Below are 883 nucleotides of genomic sequence, written 5' to 3' on the forward strand. Positions count from 1 at the left end.
GAGCGGGTGCTGCAGGTCGGTCCGGTCGGGGCGCAGGCCAACTTCTTCGCGCTGGGCGGGCACTCGTTGCTGGCCACGCGGATCGTGAGCGAGATCGCGCGGGTGCTGGGCAAGTCGGTGCCGGTGCGTGCGCTGTTCGAGCAGGCGACGCTGCGGGAGTTGGCGGTGTACGTGGACCGGCAGGTGGCCAGTGGCTATGCGCCGATCCCGACGGTGGCGCGCGATGGCGCGCTGCCGTTGTCGTTTGCGCAGCAGCGGCTGTGGTTCATCGACCGGCTGGAAGGGGGCAGTACGCAGTACAACATGCCGGTTGCGCTACGGCTGCGTGGTGCGCTGTCGGTGGAGGCGCTGGGTCAGGCGCTGTCGGGTCTGCTGGCCCGGCATGAGGTGCTGCGCACGGTATATCGGGAGGTGGACGGCACGCCGTGGCAGGTGATCGTGGCCGATGCACAGGTGCCGCTGGTGGTAGAGGATTTGAGCGCGCTGCCCGCAGCCGACCAGGAGGCAGCGGTGCAGGCACGGGTGCAGCGGGAGGCGGGACAGCGCTTTGACCTGGCGCATGAGCCGATGCTGCGGTGTCGGGTGCTGCGGCTTGGGCCACAGGAGCATGCGGTGCTGTTCACGCTGCACCACATTGCCAGTGACGGTTGGTCGATGGGGGTGTTGGTACGTGAGTTTGTGGCGCTGTATGCAAGCGCGCTGCGCGCAGAGGCGGCGGCGCTGGCGCCGCTGTCGGTGCAGTACGCGGACTATGCGGCGTGGCAGCGCGAGCGCTTGCAGGGGGCGGGGCTGGAGGCGTCGCTGGGCTATTGGCGGGAGCGGTTGCAGGGACTGCCGGCGGTGCATGGCCTGCCGCTGGATCGGCCGCGCCCGGCGCGGCAGG

General features: G+C 70.3%; 1 protein-coding gene. It reads left to right on the top strand.

Annotated features, from left to right (window positions below; all coding sequences use genetic code 11):
• The coding region (locus AC1KVG_RS21760; protein ID WP_481095804.1) for a condensation domain-containing protein at positions 1-883 on the top strand (883 nt) is incomplete at both ends.

This window comes from Xanthomonas sp. NCPPB 3959 (assembly GCF_056675575.1).